The following is a 21,866-nucleotide window of genomic DNA, read 5'->3' as shown; positions in this document are numbered from 1 at the left end:
CTAGCCGGCGACGAGATGTCCCCCGCCGATATCCACGAGTTTCACACGATCCGGCTGCTGACCGGCTTTCCAGACAGGACTTGGAATTTCACCGGTGAGCCGCAGGCTTTCACCACGCTGACGGCGCGGATCAGGTACCGGCACCGCCGAGAGCAGCCGCTTGGTATAGGGATGCTGCGGATTGCTGAACAGCTGCGCGCGTGTTCCCATTTCCACAATCTGCCCCAGATACATCACCGCCACACGGTCGGAAATATTCTCAACAACCGCCATATCGTGACTGATAAATAAATAGGTAACGCCGGTTTCTTTCTGCAGATCACGCAGCAATTCCAGCACCCTTGCCTGAATAGATACATCAAGCGCGGCAACACTTTCATCGCAAACAATGAGTTTCGGTTTCAGTGCCAGTGCACGGGCAATACAGATGCGCTGGCGCTGCCCGCCGGAGAACTGATGCGGATAACGGTCATAGACTGCAGCAGAAAGCTCCACGCGCTCCAATAATTCGCAAACCCGCGCTTTCTGCTCCGCAGCTGTGCCAATATTATGAATAACCAGAGGTTCGCGAATAAGCTCGCCAATTGTCATCCGCGCATCAAGCGCTGCCATCGGATCCTGAAACACGATCTGCAACTCGCGGCGCATGGCTTTGCGCCCTTTATAATCGAGTTCGCTCAGAGCCTGCCCGCCGACATCAATCCGGCCGCTATGCTGCACAAGTCCGACCAGTGCCTTTGCCATAGTAGATTTACCGCAACCGGATTCACCAACCAGAGACAGCGTTTCTCCGCGATAAATATCCAGCGACACATGTTCAACCGCATGAACATTGGCTGCCACGCGCCCGAGCAGACCTTGCCGGATTGCAAATTTTACCGATACATCATCATAGCGCACCAGAACCTCACGCCCCTCATGCAGAGGGCGTTTGGCACCGGCACCGATACGCGGCACCGCCGCCAGCAAATCCTTGGTATATTGTTCTTTGGGCGCATCAAACAGATCAACCGTGCTTGCGGTTTCAACCATTTTCCCTTTGCGCATAACAATAACGCGGTCGGCCATTTCCGCGACCACGCCCATATCATGGGTAATCAAAATAACAGCTGTGCCCAGTTCCTTCTGCAAATCACGCAGCAGATCCAGCACTTCCCGCTGAACCGTCACATCAAGTGCTGTGGTCGGCTCGTCAGCAATCAGCAAAGCCGGTCGCAGCGCAATAGCCATGGCAATCATCACGCGCTGACGCATACCGCCGGATAATTCGTGAGGATATTGTTCCAGCCGTTTTTCCGGCTGGGACAGTCGCACCGCGCGGACAGCTTCCAATGCGCGGGCACGCGCTTGCGCCACAGAGAGCGGTTCATGCGCACGGATTGCTTCTGTCAGCTGACGTCCGATGGTCATCACCGGATTAAGCGCCGTCATCGGTTCCTGAAAGATCATGGCAATACGCGCACCGCGCACCTGCTGCATTTTCTTTTCAGGCAGACCGGTCAGTTCCAGATCACCGAAGTGAATGGAGCCGCCGGTTACCCTTACCTGGGGCTGCGGTAGCAGCCCCATACAGGCAAGCGAGGTGATCGACTTGCCTGAACCGCTTTCCCCCGCAATTGCCAAAGTCTCACCCCGATGCAGATCGAAACTGAGCCCCTGAACAAGCGGCATCAACCCGTCTTCAGTACGGGCGGAAACCTGCAAATCCCGTACCGACAAAACAATATCAGCCGCAGGATCAGCAACAGGAGAAAGCATCGCTACACTCATTCGAATACTGCCCTCGGAAAGTAGAAGCTGACGACAACATTCGGCATATCCACGATCTCGGAGATACGCAGATCACCGCAGGTCGAAACCAGCATATAAGCATCAACCGGATCCATCTTCTGTGTGGTGGCCAGAAGATCGACCATATTGGCCACGGCATCACGCGCGGCAGCCCAGAGATCAGGGCCAATACCTGTGGTGACTTCATAACCCTTGGCATCGAGATGACGGGTTACAGGCCTCGGCGTGGTGAAGCGCGGGGTTTTCAGCGGCTGATTTTTAATAAGGTCAAGCGTCAGCACAACATCGAACGGACTTTCGATAGCCGTGCCGCAGACTTCTCCGTCGCCCTGTGCGGCATGGGTATCGCCGACCGAGAATAATGCACCATCCACTTCAACCGGCAGATAGAGTGTCGTGCCTGCGGCCAGATCACGGATATCAAGATTACCGCCGACACGGCGCGGCGGCACCACGCTGTGATGGCCTTTTTCCGCCAGTGCATTGCCGATTGTCCCTGCAAAAGGCTTGAGCGGTACGCGACCGTTCTTGCCGAACAAGGCAGGCTCCATGCTGGTGGCATCAAATTTCCACACATGCAAAGCAGGATCAGGAAACTGGTCAGTCAGCAGGCCAAAGCCCGGAATATTCGCTGTCCAGCCGAAGCCTGCACCGTCCCGCAGTTGCGGCGTAAAGCTTTCAATCGTCACCTTCAGCACATCACCCGCTTTTGCGCCGTCGACAAAGATCGGGCCCGAAACAGGATTAATCTGACCAAAATCCAGCGCCTGAACATCCTCAACAGTGGACCGGGGGCCAAGCTGGCCCCCTGAACTGTCAAGGCACTGAAACAGGATCGTTTCACCCGGAGCGGCAGTCAGAACAGGCGCAAAGCTGTTATCCCAGCCGAAATGATGCTGACGGGCGTGGATCGTGTGGTTGCAGTGCTTGCACATGCCTGCTTACTCCTTGATATACACGTAATCGTAATTGACCGGTATCGACACCGGATCAACATAAAGCGCATCGTCACCGCCCATACGCGCTGACTTCAGCGTGAAGCGCTGTTCGTTGAAAACCGGTGCCCATGGCGCATCTTCCATCACCTTGGTGTAAATTTCCGACCATTTGGCCAGACGCTCATCAGCCTTTGCAGGATCGACAATGGAATCTGCCTCTGCAGCTTTCTTGTCGAGATCTTCACTGCAATATTTCGACCAGTTCCAGCCGCCCTCTACCGCACCGGCACAACCAAGGATCGGGCCGTAGAAATTCGCCGGATCAGGGAAATCGGCAATCCATGCCATGCCGCCGGACCAGATCATCGGAGCATTGCCCGCACCACCTGCTTCAATCACATTGGCCTGCGCCAGCGATTTGATACCGGCCTTGATGCCGATTGCTTTCAGATCCTGCTGGATTGCCTGCGCAATACGCGGGTTCGGATCGGTATTCATGACATAGAGTTCAGTCTCAAAACCATCCGCATATCCTGCATCAGTCAGCAATTTCTTGGCCGCAGCCTGATCATAGGCATAGCCTTTATAGTCTTTTGTGTAGCCCGGCATTGACGGTGGAAGCGGCTGGGTGGCAGGAACCGCACGGCCGTTAATCACCTGAATGATACGGTCTTTATTGATCGCCATATTGACGGCGCGGCGCACTTCCACCTTGTCAAAAGGTGCTTTGGTCACATTCATCGTGACATAACCGGTGTGGAGCTGGCCGCCTTCGACAACATTCTTGGACTGTTCAGGATCTTTCATCACTTCGACAAATTTTGCCGGCGGGATACCATCGCCCGGAATATCGATTTCGCCTTTCTGCGCGCGCAGCAGGGCTACAACCGGCTCCTGCCCGACTTCCACGGTGAAACTGTCGAGATAAGGAACGCCGGAAATCCAGTAATCAGCATTTTTCTCAAAAACAAGACGCTGGCCGAGTGTCCATTCAGTCAGCTTGAAAGCACCGGTGCCAACAGGTTTTTTACCAAAATCCGCGCCCGCAGCCTCCACAGCTTCCTTCGGTACGATGAAAGAGAAATTCAGCGCCATAATATGCAGGAAAGTTGCATCCGGACGTGAAAGCTTAATCACAACCGTATTGGCATCCGTGGCACTGACACCGGAAAGTGTCGCGGCTTTACCGGCAGCGGCATCATCATAGCCTTCGATCATCGAGAAGAAGCCCTGCCCCGGAGACTGGGTTGCCGGATTAACAACACGGTTCAGGGAATAGAGCACATCATCTGCGGTGAATTCGCGGCCGTTGTGGAATTTCACGCCTTTACGCAATTTGAATGTATAGGCCTTGCCGTCTTCTGAAATCTCATAGCTTTCGGCCAGACCCGGACGCAATTCCGTGGTGCCCGGCTTATAATCCATCAAGCCGTCAAAGACCGATTTAATCATCGACCAGTTCTGCCAGTCATAGCCGATCGCCGGATCGAGTGTTGCCACATCATCCTTATAGGTCACGATCATATTGCCGCCGGATTTCGGCTCTTGCGCCTGTGCCGGTGCCATCGCCTGCATTGCCACCAGACCCGTCAGAGCAGTCGCCAGAGCGGTTGAAAGGAATAGTTTCTTCATTGCCTCACTCCTGTTTAGAATAATTAACGTAGCTTGATGCGCGGATCGATAAGCGGGGAGATCAGATCGGCGATGAGATTGCCCAGCACAATGCCGCAGGCAGAGACGAGCGTCACACCCATGATGATCGGAATATCGACACGCTGAATGGCCTGCCATGCCAGCTGTCCGATACCGGGCCAGCCGAAAACACTTTCCACCACGACAATGCCCGACATGAACATGCCGATATCGATGCCGATCATTGCAATAATCGGCAGAATGGCATTGGGCAGAGCATGGCCGAAAATAACGCGGCTGCGGCCAAGCCCTTTGGCACGGGCAGTGCGGATAAAATCGGCGCGCAGCACATCAATCATGGACGAGCGCACAATGCGCGAATACCAGCCGGAACCGAGAATACCGAGGGTCAGCGCGGGCAACACAATATGTGAGAAACTGCCATAACCACCAATCGGGAACCAGCCGAGTGTGACCGCGAAAACAAATAACAACAGCAGAGCCACAACAAATTGCGGTGCCGAAACGGTCATGAAACTGGTCAGCATCAGCGCATTATCAAGCAGTTTGCCGCGATTGAGCGCCGCAACAATTCCAAGCGGCAGGCCGATCAGCAATTCGCAGATAATCGCCGCCACCAGCAGCTGCAAAGTAGCGGGCAGACGCGACAGGATGAGGTCGGTTACTTCCGTTTTCTGCAAGTAGGAGCGGCCGAGATTACCGTTGAGCAGGTTCCAGAGATAATCGCCATATTGCACGATAAAAGGCTGATCCAGCCCGAGCTGTTGCCGGATACTGGCAACGGTTTCCGCTGTGGCTGAACGTCCTGCAATCTGCCGTACGGGGTCGGCAGGCAGTACATAGAGCAGCACAAAGGTGATAAAAGAAACACCAAGCAGGATCAGCGCGGACTGGATCAAACGTCGAAGAATATAGGCAAGCATCAGTCACGCCCCTGTTGTGTCGGGTCGAGAATATCGCGCAGCGCATCCCCCACAAGATTAAAGGCAAGCGCCAGCAACAGGATCGCGGCTCCCGGAATGAACACCAGCCAGGGCGCAGACTGAAAATAGGTCTGGTTTTCGAAAATAATATTGCCCCATGATGGTGTCGGTGGCTGCACACCGACGCCCAGATAGGACAGGGTTGCCTCCAGCAGCACAGTCGTGGAAATGCCGAGCGTTCCCCAGACAATCAGTGTCGGGATCAGATGCGGCAAAATATGCCGGAACAGAATACGGCCATGGCCTGCACCCAGTGTTTTTTCCGCAGCGATATAATCACGCTCGGCCAGAGACGAGGTTTGCGTATAGATCACCCGTGCCGTCTGCACCCAATTCACAAAGGCAATCACCATCGCCACAATCCAGAGTGACGGCGAGAAAATCGCCGCCAGACAGATCGCCAACAGCAGTGCTGGAAAAGCCATCATCAGATCGGTAAAGCGCATCAGCACCGCACCGGTAATGCCGCGAAAATAGCCTGCTGTCACACCGATCAGCGTGCCGATCAGCAGCGCAGCCCCATTAGCCACAACCCCGATGACCAGAGATGTCTGCGCACCATAAAGCAGCCGCGAAAACAGATCACGGCCAAGCAAATCCGTGCCGAACCAGAACTGCTCTCCCGGCGGCATCGGCGCGCCTTCAATCGTCAGCCCGTCAAAAAACTGCTCATTGGGATCAAAAGGCGCAATCCATTTGGCGAAAACCGCACCGCCAACGCAGATCAAAATGATGATCAGCCCGAGCAGCGCCAGCTTGCGCTGCAACAAACGCCGCATAATGGATGAGCCGCGTTTTGGTGCCGTAAACGGTTCAGGCGAGATCGATGCGTCTGCCATCTTTGGCGCCCCTCTCTGCAGAATGATTGGCGACAATGCGTTCGGCCGCAGTCTCGATTGTAACCTGCCAGGCCATGGCAACCTGCCGCAACAGATCATAAGCTTCGGCTTCGGTTTTCCCCTTCATCATGGAGATCATCACAGCCTGCACAATGGTCTGGCGGGCGGACAGCCGGTTTTCCAGATCTGTAATCAGGGCTTGCGATGCTTTCGCCTGATCGAAATTACTGCGTGCCACCAACAGAGCCGCATAGACGCCTTTGTCACTGACAGGCTTAAGCAATTGCGCATGAGCGCCCATATCCATCGCCCATTTTAACCGCCCCGGAACTTCCGAACCGATCAGGGCAATCATCGGCATCGGCGAGCCGCCTGTGCGCCATGGAAACTGCTCATTATGGCCGCTATCGGCATCGTAGAATATGAAATCGGCATTGAGGGCTTCAGCCGGCAATTCCGGCCATGCCTCCCGCACATTCAGCCCGATAACACTTAATTGCCGGATCAGACCCTGTACGGACGGATGCGGACGATGGAGAATCCACGCTACGGCCCCGCCGAGATTTTCCGTTCTGATCCGCATTATGACACCACCTTCAGAAATCCTGCGCCTTGCGGGCGCTGGACATAATGCGTGAGATAGGGATCTGCCCGCATTTGCGGCAGGCGTTTAATTTCTTTGAACTGGTCGCCTTCGAGACGGGCAATCACCACCGGCTGCGCGGCATGAAGATTGGTCGGGTCAAGCCTTGGCTGATAGCCATGCTGCAATGCAGCCAGCAGCAATTCCGATAAAGACAGTTTTTCCGCTTGCGGACGATTATGCAACAAATTTGCCAGCTCATGTACGGCTTGGCGCGACATTTCCAGCAACGAGCCGCCCTGACCATTTTCAGGCTCAAACCACGGCCCCGCCGAGATAAGGCCTGCGGCCGCACCATTGGCAGGAGCGATTTCGCATTCTGTAAAATTGCAGGACAAAACTGCCGGACTGTTCTCAGAACCAAATTCAGCTTTCAGACCGGCCAATCGCTGCAAAAACGCATAGGAACTGTCGCCGACCAGAGAATTCAGAATAAAATCCGGCTTCAGCGCGCGGATATCATGGATAATATGATCGAGTTCCGTATCGCCGATTGCCAGATAGCGGTCACCGAGAACTGTACCGCCCGCATAGGTAATTTGCTCACGGGCAATCCGTGCCATTTCCCAGCCCCAGATATAATTCGAACCGACAAAATAAGCCCGCTTGCCTAAGACAGGCAGCGCCCAGTCCAGCAATGGCAGTAAATGCTGATTGGGACATGAATGCATATAGGCCACACGTTCCGAGGCTTCAAAACCTTCATAAGGCAGCGGATACCACAACACGCCGTCGAAACGCTCAAGCTCGGGAATAACCTCTTTTCGGGAAGCGGAAGTTACACAACCAAAAATATGACGTACCTGAGAGTTTTGCAAAATCTCGCGGCAGAGCGGCGCATAACGATCCACCCTTCCTTCAGGGTCACGCTCAATCACATGAAAGGCGACATCCAGCGCATTGTCCGCATTCACTTCATCAACGCCCTGCAAAACACCGGCACGGCTGGCGCGCGAAATAGCGGAATAGTTTCCGCTCTGTGACTGCAAAAGGCCGATTTCAACAATGCGTTTCATCTTACCCCGAAAAGAAAAAACCCCGCATCGAACCTCACCACTCTGGAGAGGCCGAAACGGGGCTTGGATGCCATTTATTGAATGGCATTTAATATAAGATTTTCGCGCTTTGCAAGATGTATAATGAATATGAGCGCAAAGAGAAATTTAATTGCGCTAAAAGCGACAAAAATGTCGCTTTAATTATTTACAGTCCCATATGATGTTCAGCTGTATCATCCTCATATTCGCGCACAGTTTCGTCCTTGGCGAATAGAACGCACGGGCCGTAAGACCCGCGCGGATCATAAGCATAACCTTTTTCCGCCAGCGCCTGTGTTATATCGCGAATACCAGCCAGACCGTAGAGATGATCATGAAGCTCAAGAAAAATACGTTCAATGCCGCTCAGATCCGCTTTTTGCAGCAGATCGCGCTCGCCACCTTCAATATCCATCACCAGCACATTGATATCATGCGCGGTTATAAAGTTGTCTATATTGGCTGAGGCCAGCGAAATTTCATGCTCATAAGGCCCCTGTTCCTTGTCCATTGAGGACATCCAGAGATCTTTGCGGACATAAAAACGGTGATCGGCCGGTTCACCCGCAGCGAGAATACCCTGCGTCAGCAACACATTGCCCGCAGTATTTGTATCCAGCACACGCTGTGCAAGTGCTGCAGTTGACGGGTTGGCTTCAAAAGCCCAAATCCGCACATCAGGGATCGTAGCCATCAGAGAGGTGATCACACCGATACCGGAGCCGAGTTCCAGAACACGGTCGCCGCGTTTCACCGCTTTAAAAACCCATTTGGCTTCTTTAGCCTCATAACGTCCGCTGATTATTGCCTGCCAGATAACAGGCGAAACTTCATCAGGGGCGAAAGGGATCTTAATACCGTGCAATGTGACAGTGTCCACGCCTGTGCTCCTTTGGCGCTTGAAATTTGCGACATTTCAGGAGCACAAACAGGCTGCCCATGCGCTCTTCTGAAAGAATAGGCAGGACATAACATATATATGAAATTTAGTATATTTTTTAACGCATTATATTGCTTATATTATGTGCGAAGATGCGTCAGCTCAGAAGCTGAAACCGGACGGCCGAACAAATAACCCTGAACCTGATCGCAGCCGACCCGTTTCAGACATTCCAGCTCTTCTTCGGTTTCAATCCCTTCCGCAATCGTAATCATACCAAGGCTCTGACCGATCCCTGTCACCAGTTCCACGATAGCCAGAGCATCAGGATTGGTTGTCACATCACGGATGAAAGACCGGTCAATTTTGATCTTATCAAACGGGAAGCTGCTCAGGCTGCCCAGCGATGAATAGCCGGTACCAAAATCATCCATGGCAATCTGAATACCAACGGCTTTCAACTGCCGCAGCGTATGCAAAGTCTGCTCATTCTTGTCGAGCAAAACGGATTCTGTAATTTCCAGTTCCAGCCGCTCAGGATTGAGTCCGCTCTCCCGCAAAATTGACGTGACGCGCTGGATCAGATTTTTTGTGATGAACTGTACCGGCGACAGGTTGACGGCAACTTTAAACGGCCTGCGCCAGCGGACAGCCTCCTGACAGGCCTGTTGCAGAACCCAGTCTCCCAGCTCATGGATCAGGCCGGTTTTCTCGGCAACCGGAATAAATTCTGATGGCGGAACAGCACCGCGCACCGGATGTGTCCAGCGCAGCAATGCCTCATAACCGCAAATCTCACGCGTATAGGTGTCGGCCTGCGGCTGATAGAAAACTTCCATCTCGCCGTTTTTCAGCGCATCACGAAGATCGGCCTCGAAGGCTTTTTTCTCGACAAGCCGCGTTTGCATATGCGGCTGGAAAATGCAGGCATGGCCGGTACCCAGCGCTTTGGCCTCATAGAGCGCAAGATCGGCATGTTTGAACAGCTCTTCCACATCCGGCTCGGTCGAGGAAATAGCAACACCGATACAGGTGCCGATCTTAATTTCCCTGTCATTGATATTATAGGGAGAGCTGATGACGCGCATCAGATGGCGGGCAAATTCAAGGGCTTTTTCAGGAAAAAGGCCCGCTGATAAAACCGCAAATTCATCACCGCCAAGACGGCAAATCAGATCATCTTTATGGCTGAACTCAACCAAACGGTTGGCAACCGCCTGCAAAAGCACATCCCCGACATCATGCCCCAGCGTGTCATTCACATCCTTGAAACCGTCAAGGTCAAACAACAAGACCACGGCAGGCGGCCCGCCTTCTCTCGCATCCTTCATACGGGCATTGAGATCCTGACGGAACAGAACACGGTTCGGCAAGCCCGTCAGCGCATCATGATGAGCTGAATGCTCAAGCCGGTCATTCTGCGACTGCAATTCACCCGATGTTTCACGCAGGTCTTCTGTCAGACGCTGCATATGCCCGTGTGCACGGTTCAGCATACTGTTCTGGCGCAGCAGCAGGATAATCATGGTGATCCCGCAGAGGATAAGTCCTGCTGCAAGAGCGGTATAAATATAATGAAGATTGCGCACTTCAAGCTGTGCGGCATCAATCACACTCACATCATATTCAACAGAAGAAGATGCAAGCCCAGTCAACGGCCCGACCAGCTGGCTCATTTCCGGCAAAAGCTCTTTCGCCCGTTCCGGTGTGAGTTCCGCCAGCTGATGATCCAGCTTATTAAGCGCGGCGCGGAGATTTTGGATAACCAGATAGCGGGATGGGTCTTTATTGACGAATTCCTGCAAGGTACCTTGCTGCACAAATTCCATGCGGCTGATCATGATATCGAGCCGGAGCGAAATCTCGTCAATATCCGCATTTTTCAGGCCGAGAGCATAAGCGGCAAGTTGCTGTTCAAGGCGCAAATATTCTGACACCATCTGGCTGACAGCCCAGGAGTCATTATAACGGGCAACCTTCTGCAGTGCAGTTTGTCGCTCAGCAATGACATAGGCTATGTAGCCTGTTGCCAATACAAAACAGCAAATAACAATACCGAGTATGCGTCTCACACAAGCCTCTATTCGACTATGAGCTTCGCCACCTGCCACGCAGAGCGTGTGTAGTAAGTCTGGCTTTGCAATTGCAGATCACTGTCATACGGGTAGATAATGAAAAGCGGCCCTTTCTCGCGGACCGTGATAAAACTTCCGTCACGCTTCATGGCCAGTATGACCTTAAATTTCTTAAAGTCTTCTAACGGAATTTTCGTCACATAATCATTCAGTGCCACAGCTGTAACAGTCGTGCCCTTGGCACCGACCGTTTCCATCAGCTTGTCGAGAGACACGCCTTCAAAACGGGTTCGGCCGTTATACCACGGGTTTGCGGTCTCTGTGACCTGCATCCCCATTGCCACCAGCATGTCGCGGTCAAATTCTGCGGTATCGCCGTTGTTCTTATTTTCAATCGCACCGGATATCACCAATATCGGCTTACCTTCCGGCTTTGCGAGTGAACCGGCAGCGGCACCGGAAACCATCATACAGGTCAGAATCAGATAGATCACCAAGCGCTTTAAGATCATTATATTTCTCCCTGATAATTTAGAATAATATATTGAAATCCATCAATCAGTACATGGGAAAATATGCACATCCCAATCTATTTGTTTTAAGGTAAATTAGCCGTTCATTTTTACAGCGTCCTTGCGAATCACATAAGTCTATGCTTATCTATTAGACATGACAGAAAACGATATTTTCAAGGCTCTGGCCGATCCGACACGACGCGCTGTTTTTGAAAAACTGGCAACCGGCAGTATGAATGCCAGCTCCCTGCGCGAAGGTATGGACATCAGCCAGCCGGCAATGTCCCAGCATCTTGCAGTTCTTCGCAGCGCTAAACTGATCAGGGAAGAACGGCAGGGACGCTTCGTGAATTACGAAGTCGATCCTGAGGGGCTTGCCCTCATCGCCCAATGGCTTGCAAAATACCGCGCTTACTGGCCTGCACGTATTGATGCCCTCAAAACCCTGCTGAAGGATATGGATCAATGACACAGGAAGAGCATACAGAAAATGCAGTCCGCCTTGTCTTTGAATATGATCTGGATGCCAGCCCGCAAAAAGTCTGGCGTGCGATCAGCATTCCTGAACTACGGGCAAACTGGCTGCCGGACGCCGGCCTGAGTGAGACAGAACCGTCTGCCATTATTCCGCAGCAACAAGCCTCTTACAGAATGCGGGAAACGGAACCACCATATCTTGAAAGTGTCGTCACTTTTCAGATTGCCGCCAATGACAATGGCGGCACCAATCTCACGATTATCCATGAGCTTGATGATGCGCGCCTGCGTCTCAAACCACAGGCAGCCAATACCAATATGCAGTCTGTCATGCGTGCTGCGTAAAATATAACAGCCTTATAATCTCTCAAGAACGGAGCTTGCCGATGCGCGAGATGATGCAACTCGTCCCTATGGTTGTTGAACAGTCAGCAAAAGGGGAGCGCTCTTTCGACATTTACTCCCGTCTGCTGCGCGAGCGGATCATTTTCCTCAATGGCGAGGTCAATGATACTGTGGCCGCTCTGGTCTGCGCACAATTGCTGTTTCTGGAAGCGGAAAACCCGAAAAAGCCGGTCAGCCTTTATATCAATTCCCCCGGCGGGGCGATCACCAGTGGCTTGGCCATTTACGATACCATGCATTATATTCACGCGCCGGTGCACACATTATGCATGGGAACCGCCCGTTCCATGGGCTCATTTCTGCTGATGGCCGGAGAACCGGGCTTTCGTGCAGCATTACCCAATGCCAGTCTGCATGTGCATCAGCCGCTTGGCGGTTTTCAGGGGCAGGCATCCGATATTTTCATTCAGGCCGAAGAGATGCGCAAAACCAAACACCGCGTTATCGAATTTTACGCCAGACATTGCGGCCGCAGCTATGAAGAGGTTGAAAAAACTCTGGATCGCGACCGTTTCATGGATGCACAGGAAGCACTGGAATGGGGTTTGATTGATAAAATTCTCGACAGCCGGTCACTCTGACCGGCTGCCTTCATGAGAAACCAGAGCATTTCATAGTCAAGCTGGATCAAATTGACGCCCGTGATAATGCGACAGACTAAGGAATTTAGAGCGAACACTGCGATCCAACATGAACGTAAATCGCTCTAGTGCTTGAGCGGTAAAGACAGATGCCCGCGCAGCGTATCTGTCTGATAATCTGTGCGGAACAAGCCGCGTTTTTGCAGAACCGGCACGACTTGTTCAACAAAGTCCTCAATCGAGGAAGGCAATGACGGCGGCATCAGGTTGAAACCATCCGCCCCTTCATTACGCCACCACAATTCCATCTGGTCAGCAATTCCCTCAGGAGTGCCGACAATTGTGCAATGTCCGCCACCTGCTGCCAAACGCCCGAGCAATTGCCGTAATGTCGGCTGTTCCGTTTCAATAATCCGCAGGATTGTTGCATAGCGTCCTTTCGGCCCCGTAAAGTCCTCCAGCGGCGGCAAAGCTGGCACCGGAGCATCCAGTTCCCAACCGGAGCAATCCTGCCCGATAAACATCCCAAGCTGGCGAAGGGAATCTCCTGTCGGCAGCAGCTCGTCGAGTTCCCGCTGTTTGGCTTTCGCCTCTGCCTGCGTGGAAGCCACATAAGTCACCAGACCCGGCATCACCGGAATGCCCTTCTCCCGCCCAACAAGTTTTGCACGGCGCTGAATATCACGGTAATAATCCTGCGCAGCTGGCAGATCATAAGCCACGGCATAAATCGCCTCGGCTTTTTCCGCTGCCAATGCTCTGCCCTGATCCGATGCACCGGCCTGAAACAGAACCGGATGCCCCTGCGGCGGACGCGGAATGGTCAGCGGCCCCTGCGTGGTAAAATGCTCGCCTTTATGGTGGATAGCGCGCAAACCGTCTTTACGCGCATAATCACCGGCACGGTCACAAGTGATCGTATCCGCATCCCATGAATCCCATAATTTCTGCACCGCTTCGATAAACTCTGCCGCACGGCCATAGCGCCATTCATGGGGCGGCATGCTCTCATAGCCATGATTACGCGCCTCACTGTCAAACATGGATGTCACCACATTCCAGCCGATACGCCCCTTCGATAAATGATCTAGCGAAGCCAGCATACGCGCCGCATGAAACGGTGTTGTGAAGGTGCTGGAAACCGTGCTGATAAGCCCGATTTTATCGGTTGCGCCCGCCAGTGCTGCCAGTAATGTCAGCGGGTCAAAATAGCTGCGTGGTCCGTCCGCAATATTATCAATCGCATGCCAGTCGGCGAAGAAAATCGCATCAAATTTGCCACGCTCGGCAATCTGCGCCAGATTTGTGTAATAGCTGATATCACTGAGTTGCTCGACTGCGGATTGCGGATGCCGCCATGCAGCACGGTGATGTCCGCAGCCGAAGATAAACAGATTGAGGTGCATTTTCCGCATCAGTTTTTCACCAAGCCGCCGTCCACAACCAGATTTTGTCCGGTCACGGAACGCGCCCATGGTGAGGCAAAAAACAATGCTGTATCGGCAAATTCCGCAGGCGTGGTCACGCGGCGCAACGGCGTGGCAGAGGCGATATAATCAAACACTGCTTCCGGCGTTGCAGCAGACGCATCGGTTGTACGTAACAAACCGCCGGACAGCATATTGACGGTGATATTCTTCTCACCCAGATCCTGCGCAAGTGTGCGGGTCAGTGACAGCAGAGCGGCTTTAGCCGCCGTGTAATCATGGTACGGCACAACCGGATTTTGAAACAGGTTGGTGCCAATATTGATGATACGGCCAAAACCAGCCTGCTTCATGCCAGCCAAAGCAGCTTGCGTGGTATTGAGCGCCCCGCGCACAATGCCTTCCATCTGCTGGCTCATCTGCTCCCAGCTGATGGCATCCGCATGAGCGCGGGCATCACCGTTGAAGCTGAAAGCCGGCAAAGCATTATTGACGACAGTCGTCACCGGCGCGCCAAAATGCTGTTGAGCTTTGGCAAACAGTGCCTGCATGGCAGCAACATCGGTCACGTCGGCCTGTACCGCCAGTGTCTTTTCCGGTGCCAGAGCAGTCAGTTCCGCTGCCGCATCCGCACTGGTGTGATAATTAATCACAACGCGTGCGCCCTCGCGCAAAAAGGCTTTAACGAGATCGCGCCCCAGACCGCGCGCGCCGCCGGTAACAAGTACGAGTTGCTGGTGAAGTGGCAGATTAACTGGATCAGACATATAATTTCCCTCGCCTAAAAGAATACGGACGGCCAAGGGAATAAGGGCTTACACCGCATAGAATACGGCTGGGCACACAGACATCCCTTCGCCAGTATGAGCTGGATCAGGTTCAACGGGTTTAAAATCTCAGCCCTGTAAAACAGGACACCCCGTGTCATTCACGCAATGCTCTAGCAAGTTTAATCACTGCGGACAAGCCTCCGTGGTTGTTCTGTCGGATCAAGCCGGATAAGAAACCCTATGTCTGAAAATAACACTGCCCCTTCATCCGACCGGTTCTGGCTCAGCATCATTGCAACAACGCTCTATGCGGTGCTGCTATACATCCTCATATGGCTGGTCCGCGAAGGCAGCGGCATGGCCTTTATCACCGGCCTGATCCTGATGCCGATGGCGATTACCAGCCTGCTGATCATTCAGATTGACCCGCAAGGCACAGGCAGCATCCGCAAACATATGAAAACCGCCATGCTCTGCATGTTGGGCTTTATCCTCATCTCGATGATTATCTTCGGTGAGGCTGGTATTTGTGTCGCCATGGCCGCGCCGTTTCTCTTCGCAGGCACAGCGCTTGGTGTTTATGTTACCATGCGGCTCTTACGTAATTATCAGGCTAAGCGCAGTGTTACATTTGTGATCGCCCTGCCTTTTCTCGCTCTGCCGCTGGAAAATCAGATTGAATATCAGGATCATTTTAGCTCGGTCACAACTGTAATCGAGATCAATGCCCCTGCCCATGTAATCTGGAACAATACGCTGGAAATCCCAGATATCCGCCCCGATGAACTGGGCATGACTTTCAGCCACAGCATTGTCGGCGTGCCGAAACCCGAAGATGCCCGTATTACCGGCTCCGGTGTAGGTGCCGTGCGCCATCTGAAATGGGGCAAAGGTGTTAATTTTGAAGAAATTATCACCGGCTGGCAGGAAAACCGCTATCTGCGCTGGGATTTCCGTTTCAGCGACACCTCAATCCCGAAAGCTGTTGAAGCGCATATCAGCGTCAATAGTGACTATCTGGGCTTGGATTATGGTGAATATCTGCTGGAAGTGATTGATGAAAACCGCACGCGTCTGACACTGAAAACTCAATACCGGATTGCAACGCCGATCAATATTTACTGCGACTGGTGGGGACAGATTTTCCTCAATGATTTCCATTCCATTGTGCTGAATGTCATTAAGGAACGCTCAGAAAAAGCAGCTCAAGTGTAAGGTTGTGGCAGGGCTAAGCCCTGCCGCAACTATTTTAAATCAGGGCTTCGATCAGGAACGGGCCTTTACGTTTGCTTGCCGCAGCAAACAAATCAGCAAATTGTTCAGCTGTGGTAGCGCGTGCGCCTTCAACACCAACACCTTTGGCAAGGCTCACCCAATCAATCGTCGGCTCAACCAGATCGAACATGCGCTGCGCATTGCGTCCCGGGGCACCGGCACCAACATTCTGCAATTCACCATGCAGGATCGCATAACGCTGATTGGCGAAAATGATGGTGATGATGTTCAGGTTTTCGCGAGCATGAGTCCACAGTGCCTGCATCGTATACATACCGCTGCCATCAGCCTGTAAAGCTACGACCTGACGATCCGGACAGGCTACTGCCGCACCGGTTGCCAGTGGCAGGCCGATACCAATTGCACCACCGGTCAGCTGCAGAAAATCATGCGGCGCTGAATTATGCGTCAGCCCGAACATTTCACGACCGGATGTAATGGATTCATCGACGATGATCGCATTTTCCGGCAGGAGTGATGCAACAATCGCGCTGATTTTATCATCATCGAGTGTGCCGGTCGGCATCACTTTCTCACCACGCTGATTGAGCAGTGGCGTGACAGATGCCGGAATGTTCATTTCATCGGCCAGCGCTTGCAATGCATAGAGCTGATCGTCGGCTTCACCGGCATAATCAACCACAGTGCAACCTTTCGGCAGGAAAGTGCTCGGCTTACCCGGATAGGCGAAGAAGGCGACCGGAATTTTCGCGCCGAGCAGCACAACCTGTTCAATGTCGGCCAGATCGGCCAGTGCATCATCCACGCGATAAAGCACGCGATTAACAGCAACGCGCCCTGCACCGCGCTCAATACGGCCATTAGATTGCTGTGCCTGAATACGAGCACCGGATGCTTGCGCAATACGGCTGGCGATTTCCAGCGCATTCGCACGCAGAGCAAGATTACCGAGCAGGATGAGTGTGCGCTTACCATTGCGTAGCGCCTGAGCTGCTTCACGCACGGCCTCCGCATCAACTTTACGACGTTCGGGACGGCTCAAAGGCTGCACAATCTGCTGCGGTGCTTCAGTCCATGCGGTATTGGCAGGCAGGATCAGCGTTGCCACCTGTCCCGGTGCATTGCAGGCTGCGGCATAGGCTTCCGCCGTATCTGCCGAAATATCATCTGCGGATTTAGACGTTTTCACCCAGCCGGAAACCGGACGCGCCAGCGATTCAATATCACTGGTCAGAGGTGCATCATATTTCAGATGATAGGTTGCATGATCGCCGACAATATTCACAATCGGCGTTTTTGCACGTTTCGCATTATGCAGATTGGCAACGCCATTACCAAGACCGGAACCCAGATGCAGCAAAGTTGCTGCCGGTTTATCCGCCATACGGCCATAGCCGTCGGCGGCACCTGTTACCACACCTTCAAACAGACCCAGCACGCAGCGCATCTGCGGCTTGCGATCCAGCGCAGCCACAAAATGCATTTCTGATGTGCCCGGATTGGCAAAACAGACATCGATCCCATGCGCCAGCAGGGTGTCGCAAAGGCTATCAGCACCGTTCATTTCTCACTCCCATTATGCTTGCTCTCACAGTCTAGAGATCACGCGTTTCCTCCATGCGCTATCACTGTGAGCCGCAACAGCTATATCCGGCTTTGCGCTCATGTCGCAAGCTTTGCGCAAAACTATTCCATTTGCCTATCAGTGTTTCGGAATAATTTTATGCACAAGCATCATGTTTCAATAAATTTAATAAAATCAGTTATTTAAAATTTAATATGACATGTTTTTAAATGCAGGCAGGCCGGTCACAAATTTTTGGTTGCACAATATGGCGACTTCATAAAAAATCACCTGCGAAACAGAGCCTCTATTTTACATTTTATCTGTCTGTCTAATACTTTAGGATGATTAGGGCTCTTTTTGTACATTAAATGTCTTGGTGATGTTAATCGGGGATTGTTCTGAACTACCGGCTTACAGCAAGATATTATACGGGCGGTCACAGTCACAACCGGGAGAGTTGATGACTGAGGAAAAGCCGCCCATGAGTGAAATATGGAGGATTTCATGGGTTATTTGGGTAAAAAATCACTTTTATCAGCCTTTGCAGCGGTCACACTGACATTTGCTGCAGCTGAAGCAAATGCACAAAATTTCATCAATATTCTGACCGGCGGCACAAGCGGTGTTTATTACCCGATGGGTGTTGCCCTTGAAAAAATCTATTCCGGCATTCCTGATGCCCGCCCGTCTGTGCAGGCAACCAAAGCCTCGATTGAGAATATCAATCTGATCAATAGCGGCCGTGGCGAAATCGCTTTCACACTCGGCGATTCCCTGCGCGATGCGTGGGAAGGCAATGAAGAAGCCGGCTTTAAAAAGAAGCTGGAAAATATCAGCACAATGGCCGCGATTTATCCGAACTATGTGCAGATCGTTGCTTCCAAAGAATCCGGTATTAAAACGCTGGCGGATCTGAAGGGCAAACGCCTGTCCGTCGGCGCGCCGAAATCCGGCACCGAGCTGAATGCGAAAACCATTCTCGGCGCTGCCGGTCTTTCCTACAGCGATCTCGGTAAAGTTGAATATCTGCCATTTGCGGAATCCGTGGAACTGATGAAAAACCGTCAGCTGGACGCCACTTTGCAGTCCTCCGGTCTTGGCGTTGCATCGCTGCGCGATCTGGCCAATGCGGTTGAGATCAATGTAGTGGAAGTGCCTGCCGATATTATTGAAAAAATCGGGGCGCCATATCAGGTCAACACTATTCCGGCAAATACCTATACCGGTCAGGACAAAGATGTGACCACGGCATCGGTCATCAATTATCTGATCGTACGTCCGGATATGGATGAAGAACTGGTCTATCAAATGACCAAAGGTCTGTTTGAAAATCTGGATCAGCTGACTGCAGCTCATTCCGCAGCCAAAATGATCAAACTCGACAAGAGCACGATCGTATCGCCAACCCCGATTCATCCGGGTGCGATGCGCTATTACAAAGAAAAAGGCATTGAATAATCACGCCTGAAGCGGATTTTAAGGCTGCATATTCTGTATCTCGCAGAATATGCAGCCTTTTCTGACCGCCTGTTCCTGTCATTTTTTGCGGTTTTAAATTTATGTCATCTTCAGAAAACAATGCGGTTGAATCGGCCGAACATATTCCGGGTTGGGGTGTCAGCACCGGCGCCAAAATATTGTTTGGCATTGCCGTTGCTTTCTCCGTTTTTCAGCTCTGGACTGCGGCCTATTCACCTTTACCAAGTCAGGTTGTCCGCTCCGTTCACGTCGGCTTTTTGCTGCTGCTGCTGTTTGGCCTTTATGCCAATGCAGCCCCGCGCGGTTCATTTAAAAAATTGCTGATGTGGTCAACCGCCATTCTGGCTTTTGCCGTCAGCTTCTATCACTGGGTTTTCTATAATGATCTGATCCTGCGTGCCGGTGAGCCGGAAATGCAGGATATTGTGATCGGTGTGCTTGCCGTTGCTCTGGTGTTCTGGGCAGGGCAGCGCATGATGGGCTGGACATTGCCGCTGATCTGTCTGATCTTTCTGGCCTATGGTCTGTTCGGCCAGTATCTGCCCTCACCGCTCAACCACCGCGGCTATGATTTTGAACAGGTCGTTGAAGTGCTGTTTCTGGGAACAGAAGGTATTTACGGCACGCCGATTTACGTCTCATCCAGCTATATTTTCCTGTTTATTCTGTTCGGCGCGTTTCTTGAACGCGCGGGCATGATCCAGCTGTTCAATGATGTGGCGATGGGCTCTGTCGGCTCGTCGCGCGGTGGCCCTGCCAAAGTTTCGGTGATCTCTTCCGCATTGATGGGCACCATCAACGGTTCCGGCGTGGCCAATGTGGTAACCACCGGCGCTTTCACCATTCCGCTGATGAAACGCTCCGGCTTCAAGCCTGCTTTTGCCGGTGGCGTGGAAGCTGTTGCCTCGATGGGTGGCCAGATTATGCCGCCGGTGATGGGCGCTGTCGCCTTCATCATGGCGGAAACGCTGGGCCTGCCTTATCTCGAAATCGTCAAGGCGGCGATTGTGCCGGCAGTGCTCTATTTCATCACCGTTTTCATTATGGTGCATCTGGAAGCCGGTCGCCTTGGTCTTAAAGGCCTGTCAAAGGCTGAATTGCCAAGTGCACTCGGTGCTTTGCGCAAGCACTGGTATCTGATCCTGCCGCTTGTGGCACTGGTCTGGCTGCTGTTCTCCGGCTATACGCCGCTCTTCGCCGGAACCGTGGGTATGGGACTGACCGCACTGATTATTCTCGGCGTGCCGGTCTCTGCCAATATGCCAATGGCAGTGCGTGTGCTGTTCTGGGTTGCACTGGGTCTGATGTCCGCAGCTGCCTTCGGCACCAGCTTTAATATTCTGGGACAGGAAATTCGTGGCATCACGCTGATCCTGTTGCTGATTGCCGCATTGGTTCTTGTCAATTTCACCATTCGCGGTGGCCGTGCGACTTTGCGCCTTTGCCTTGAAAGCCTTGCAGAGGGTGCAAAAAACGCCTTGCCTGTTGGTATTGCCTGTGCGCTTGTCGGTGTGATTATCGGCGTGCTTGCACTCACCGGTGCCGGATCAAGCTTTGCGCGTGTGATTGTGAGTGTGGGTGAAAACTCCCTGTTCCTGTCGCTCGTGCTGACCATGATTACCTGTCTGATCCTCGGCATGGGTATCCCGACAATTCCGAACTATATCATCACCTCATCCATTGCAGGCCCTGCTTTGCTGATGCTGGATGTGCCGCTGCTGGTGTCGCATATGTTCGTGTTTTACTTCGGGATCATGGCCGATCTGACGCCACCGGTTGCACTGGCTGCATTTGCCGCTGCGCCGATTGCGAAAGAGTCCGGCATGAAAATCGGGATGCAGGCCGTGCGTATTGCGGTTGCCGGTTTTGCCGTACCGTTTATGGCGGTTTATGCACCGGTTATCATGTTGCAGGATGGCGGCCCGCTGGCGGAAAGTATGGGCTTCTGGCCTGCTGTTGCCTATATGATCGGCAAAGCTCTGCTCAGCATTGTGATGTGGGGAGCCGCGGCAATCGGCTACTTGCGCGGTCACCTGAAAATCTGGGAACGCGTCTGGGCATTTGCAGCGGCCGCGATGATGCTGGCAACCTATCCGCTCAGTGATGAGATCGGCTTTGCTGCCTGTATGGCCTTCCTGCTGTGGCACTGGTGGAATACCAGAGAGCCACAGATGAAAGCCGCCTGATGGCACTCTGTGCACTATCCGCAGCCGGTGTGCTGCGGATAGCGACCACATCTTTCATGCTGCAATGGACACATAGTGTCGAGAAAATACCATGGCAGGAAGACTGGCAGATTACACCGGCAGGTTTTGTGCTCACAGAAGCCCGTGTGCAAGGCTCCGGTGCAGGTATGGAACCACCGGAAGGCGCTGTGTTACGGGATGGATGGTATCATTATGTGCCGAAAATCCCGCCGCGTCAGGAATTGGTTCTGGCAGCCTCCGGTGAGACGGTCAGCGGCTGGAAACTCTGTGCAAATGGCCAATGCCACGAGCTTGGCACGACTGCAGAACAGCCGATTAAAATCACGCAATGCCAATAAAAAACGCCCGATACCAGAAATGGTA

The 21,866-nt window shown here is 52.8% G+C and carries 20 protein-coding genes and 1 riboswitch; of the genes, 7 read left to right on the top strand and 13 right to left on the bottom strand.

Annotation, left to right across the window (positions count from 1 at the left end; translation table 11 throughout):
* From BKD14_RS12850 to BKD14_RS12805, 10 genes are all read right to left on the bottom strand, one after another.
* Entirely contained in the window at window positions 1-1,770 is a 1,770-nt protein-coding gene (locus BKD14_RS12850) for an ABC transporter ATP-binding protein (protein ID WP_083647114.1), read from the bottom strand.
* Window positions 1,767-2,726 carry an acetamidase/formamidase family protein gene (locus BKD14_RS12845; protein ID WP_075656591.1) on the bottom strand — a complete coding sequence of 320 codons (960 nt, stop codon included), beginning with the start codon at window positions 2,724-2,726 and terminating at the stop codon, window positions 1,767-1,769. Before BKD14_RS12845 ends, BKD14_RS12850 begins: the two co-directional genes overlap by 4 nt.
* Window positions 2,727-2,732: 6 nt before the next feature.
* Window positions 2,733-4,304, bottom strand: coding sequence for an ABC transporter substrate-binding protein (locus tag BKD14_RS12840; protein ID WP_245293651.1), 1,572 nt, complete (start codon window positions 4,302-4,304; stop codon window positions 2,733-2,735).
* Window positions 4,305-4,384: 80 nt separating this feature from the next.
* Complete coding sequence (locus BKD14_RS12835) at window positions 4,385-5,305, bottom strand: ABC transporter permease (protein WP_022712029.1); 921 nt, start codon at window positions 5,303-5,305, stop codon at window positions 4,385-4,387.
* Window positions 5,305-6,144, bottom strand: coding sequence for an ABC transporter permease (locus BKD14_RS12830; protein ID WP_238481542.1), 840 nt, complete (start codon window positions 6,142-6,144; stop codon window positions 5,305-5,307). The genes BKD14_RS12835 and BKD14_RS12830 overlap by 1 nt, the downstream gene beginning before the upstream one ends.
* A gap of 34 nt (window positions 6,145-6,178) precedes the next feature.
* Complete coding sequence (locus BKD14_RS12825; protein WP_075656585.1) at window positions 6,179-6,787, bottom strand: ANTAR domain-containing protein; 609 nt, start codon at window positions 6,785-6,787, stop codon at window positions 6,179-6,181.
* The gene (locus BKD14_RS12820; RefSeq protein ID WP_075656583.1) at window positions 6,787-7,863 is read right to left on the bottom strand and encodes a transporter substrate-binding protein; all 1,077 of its coding nucleotides are present in this window, start codon (window positions 7,861-7,863) and stop codon (window positions 6,787-6,789) included. Before BKD14_RS12820 ends, BKD14_RS12825 begins: the two co-directional genes overlap by 1 nt.
* Before the next feature lie 187 nt (window positions 7,864-8,050).
* The gene (locus BKD14_RS12815; RefSeq protein ID WP_075656581.1) at window positions 8,051-8,764 is read right to left on the bottom strand and encodes an FkbM family methyltransferase; all 714 of its coding nucleotides are present in this window, start codon (window positions 8,762-8,764) and stop codon (window positions 8,051-8,053) included.
* Window positions 8,765-8,904: 140 nt separating this feature from the next.
* Entirely contained in the window at window positions 8,905-10,836 is a 1,932-nt protein-coding gene (locus BKD14_RS12810; RefSeq protein WP_075656579.1) for an EAL domain-containing protein, read from the bottom strand.
* Between the two features lie 8 nt (window positions 10,837-10,844).
* On the bottom strand, window positions 10,845-11,351 hold the full coding sequence (locus tag BKD14_RS12805) for a molybdopterin-dependent oxidoreductase (protein WP_075656577.1): 507 nt from the start codon (window positions 11,349-11,351) through the stop codon (window positions 10,845-10,847).
* A 157-nt stretch (window positions 11,352-11,508) separates the two neighbouring features.
* Between BKD14_RS12805 and BKD14_RS12800 the strand changes: the two genes are divergently transcribed.
* From BKD14_RS12800 to BKD14_RS12790, 3 genes are read left to right on the top strand one after another with little or no spacing between them, the layout of a single operon-like run.
* Entirely contained in the window at window positions 11,509-11,823 is a 315-nt protein-coding gene (locus BKD14_RS12800; RefSeq protein ID WP_022712022.1) for a metalloregulator ArsR/SmtB family transcription factor, read from the top strand.
* Window positions 11,820-12,176: a hypothetical protein gene (locus BKD14_RS12795; RefSeq protein ID WP_075656575.1), complete on the top strand. Its 357-nt coding sequence runs from the start codon at window positions 11,820-11,822 to the stop codon at window positions 12,174-12,176. The genes BKD14_RS12800 and BKD14_RS12795 overlap by 4 nt, the downstream gene beginning before the upstream one ends.
* A 41-nt stretch (window positions 12,177-12,217) precedes the next feature.
* Window positions 12,218-12,817: an ATP-dependent Clp protease proteolytic subunit gene (locus BKD14_RS12790; RefSeq protein ID WP_075656573.1), complete on the top strand. Its 600-nt coding sequence runs from the start codon at window positions 12,218-12,220 to the stop codon at window positions 12,815-12,817.
* Between the two features lie 125 nt (window positions 12,818-12,942).
* Here the strand turns inward: BKD14_RS12790 and BKD14_RS12785 are convergent, their stop codons facing one another.
* Window positions 12,943-14,232 carry an LLM class flavin-dependent oxidoreductase gene (locus BKD14_RS12785; RefSeq protein WP_075656571.1) on the bottom strand — a complete coding sequence of 430 codons (1,290 nt, stop codon included), beginning with the start codon at window positions 14,230-14,232 and terminating at the stop codon, window positions 12,943-12,945.
* Window positions 14,232-15,011: a 3-oxoacyl-ACP reductase gene (locus tag BKD14_RS12780; protein WP_075656569.1), complete on the bottom strand. Its 780-nt coding sequence runs from the start codon at window positions 15,009-15,011 to the stop codon at window positions 14,232-14,234. Before BKD14_RS12780 ends, BKD14_RS12785 begins: the two co-directional genes overlap by 1 nt.
* Window positions 15,012-15,077: 66 nt before the next feature.
* Window positions 15,078-15,176: riboswitch (TPP riboswitch) on the bottom strand.
* Between the two features lie 78 nt (window positions 15,177-15,254).
* Between BKD14_RS12780 and BKD14_RS12775 the strand changes: the two genes are divergently transcribed.
* On the top strand, window positions 15,255-16,229 hold the full coding sequence (locus tag BKD14_RS12775; RefSeq protein ID WP_245293641.1) for an SRPBCC family protein: 975 nt from the start codon (window positions 15,255-15,257) through the stop codon (window positions 16,227-16,229).
* A gap of 34 nt (window positions 16,230-16,263) precedes the next feature.
* Here the strand turns inward: BKD14_RS12775 and BKD14_RS12770 are convergent, their stop codons facing one another.
* Window positions 16,264-17,814 (bottom strand): acetolactate synthase large subunit, encoded by a 1,551-nt coding sequence (locus BKD14_RS12770; protein WP_075656565.1) that lies wholly within the window; start codon window positions 17,812-17,814, stop codon window positions 16,264-16,266.
* Window positions 17,815-18,321: 507 nt separating this feature from the next.
* On the opposite strand from BKD14_RS12770, the gene BKD14_RS12765 reads away from it, so the two are divergent.
* The 3 genes from BKD14_RS12765 (at window position 18,322) to BKD14_RS12755 (ending at window position 21,841) form a co-directional block, all read left to right on the top strand.
* A complete protein-coding gene (locus BKD14_RS12765; RefSeq protein WP_028233887.1) occupies window positions 18,322-19,275 on the top strand; it encodes a TAXI family TRAP transporter solute-binding subunit in 954 nt (317 codons plus the stop codon).
* A gap of 101 nt (window positions 19,276-19,376) precedes the next feature.
* The gene (locus BKD14_RS12760; RefSeq protein WP_075656563.1) at window positions 19,377-21,482 is read left to right on the top strand and encodes a TRAP transporter permease; all 2,106 of its coding nucleotides are present in this window, start codon (window positions 19,377-19,379) and stop codon (window positions 21,480-21,482) included.
* A complete protein-coding gene (locus BKD14_RS12755) occupies window positions 21,482-21,841 on the top strand; it encodes a DUF1850 domain-containing protein (RefSeq protein WP_075656561.1) in 360 nt (119 codons plus the stop codon). The genes BKD14_RS12760 and BKD14_RS12755 overlap by 1 nt, the downstream gene beginning before the upstream one ends.
* The last annotated feature ends 25 nt before the right edge of the window (window positions 21,842-21,866 follow it).

Origin of the sequence: Pseudochrobactrum sp. B5 (genome assembly GCF_001939785.1) — a bacterium.
GTDB classification, from domain to species: domain Bacteria; phylum Pseudomonadota; class Alphaproteobacteria; order Rhizobiales; family Rhizobiaceae; genus Pseudochrobactrum; species Pseudochrobactrum saccharolyticum.
Note: the sequence above shows the minus strand (reverse complement) of the source record. Positions and strands in the feature narration are given on the sequence as shown.